Origin of the sequence: Mycobacterium sp. 663a-19, from assembly GCF_035616495.1 — a bacterium.
Classification (GTDB): domain Bacteria; phylum Actinomycetota; class Actinomycetes; order Mycobacteriales; family Mycobacteriaceae; genus Mycobacterium.
The window spans coordinates 1,258-2,894 of the sequence record NZ_JAPJAV010000026.1; the positions used below are offsets into that span (position 1 = coordinate 1,258).

Below are 1,637 nucleotides of genomic sequence, written 5' to 3' on the forward strand. Positions count from 1 at the left end.
AAATATCCGGTGTCGTTGGCGGTGGGGGGTTTGTCCTGGGGGCAGGTGATCGCCGGCGAGGCGGCGCTGGGGGTGGTGGTCAAAGACGCCAAAGAACAGCTTCGCGCCCTGCCTGGGGGTTTGACCTACGGTCTGTTGCGCTATTTGAACCCCGAGGTGGATTTGGCCGGGCCGGTGCCGCCGATCGGGTTTAACTATTTGGGCCGGCTGGGCGCTGCGGGCACCGACGCTGGGGGGTGGCGGCTGTGTCTGGACGGGTTGTCGGGCATTGGTGCGGGTGCGGCGTTGCCGTTGCCGTTGCCCTACAGCGTGGACCTTAACGCCGGCACCGTCGATTCCGAGGCTGGCCCGCAGTTGCAGGCCAATTGGCGCTGGGCGCCCTCGGTGGTCGATCGCGACCGAATCGGCCGGCTGAGCCGGTTGTGGTTTGAGGCCCTGGCCGGGATCGGCGCGTATGTGCGTGCCGGTGGGGGCGGGTTGACCCCGTCGGATATCGTGCCCGCGCGGCTGAGCCAGCAGCAGCTCGACGAGTTGGACCGCGACTATGGGCTGGCTGATGTGTTGCCGCTGACGCCGTTGCAGCAGGGGTTGTTGTTCCACGCCGGCACCACCGAGCCAGGTGGTGAGGATGTGTATGCGGTGCAGCTGGATATCCGGTTAAGCGGCCCGCTGGATGCCCAGCGGCTGCGCGCTGCGGTGCAGGCCGTGGTCGCGCGCCATCCCAACCTGGTGGCCCGGTTTTGTGACCGGTTCGACGAGCCGGTGCAGATCATCCCGGCTGATGCGGTGGCGCCGTGGTGCTATCTCGATCTCGACGGCAGCGAGGGTGTCGAGGAGCGCATCCAGCGGGTTTGCGCGGCCGAACGCGCCGCGGTGTGCGAGCCGGCCGACCAGCCGCTGTTTCGGGCGGTGTTGATCCGCACCGCGGCAGACCAGCATCGGCTGGTGCTTACCAATCACCATCTTGTTCTGGATGGCTGGTCGCGGCCGATCCTGCTGCGTGAGATCGTCGCCGGCTACTACGGGCAACGGCTGCCGGTAGCGGCTGCGTATCGGGCCGTGGTGGCCTGGCTGGCCGAGCGTGACCTGGAGGCCGCCCGGCGGGCCTGGGGCCAGGTGTGGGCCGGCTTTGACACCCCCACCCTGGTCGGCGCGCCGCAACGGTTGCGGCCAGGGCGCCAAGCAGTGGCGGTGTTTGGGGTGCCGGCCTCGCTCACCGCGGCGGTCAGCGGGCTGGCCCGCGCCCAGCACACCACCGTCAACATTGTGTGGCAGGGCGCGTTTGCGCAGCTGTTGTGCTGGCTGACCGGCCAGCACGATGTGGCCTTTGGCACCCCGGTCTCGGGGCGGCCGGCCGAGGTGGCCGGTGCGGAGTCGATGGTGGGCATGTTGGTCAACACGGTGCCGGTGCGGGCCACCCTGACCCCGGCAACGACCACCACCGGCCTGCTCGAGCAGCTGCACCGCACCCACCAGCACACCTTGGACCATCAGCACCTGGCGCTGCCGCAGATCCATCACCTCACCGGTCAGGAACGCTTGTTTGACACCTTGTTCGTCTACCAGAACTATCCGATCGACACCGCCGCGTTGACCGGTGCTGACGGGTTGGCCATCACCGAGATCACCAGCCACGA

Annotated in this window: 1 protein-coding gene; it reads left to right on the top strand. The window is 68.4% G+C overall.

Annotation, left to right across the window (positions count from 1 at the left end):
- A partial coding sequence (locus OQ968_RS24670; RefSeq protein WP_324682271.1) for a condensation domain-containing protein occupies positions 1–1,637 on the top strand: 1,637 nt, incomplete at both ends.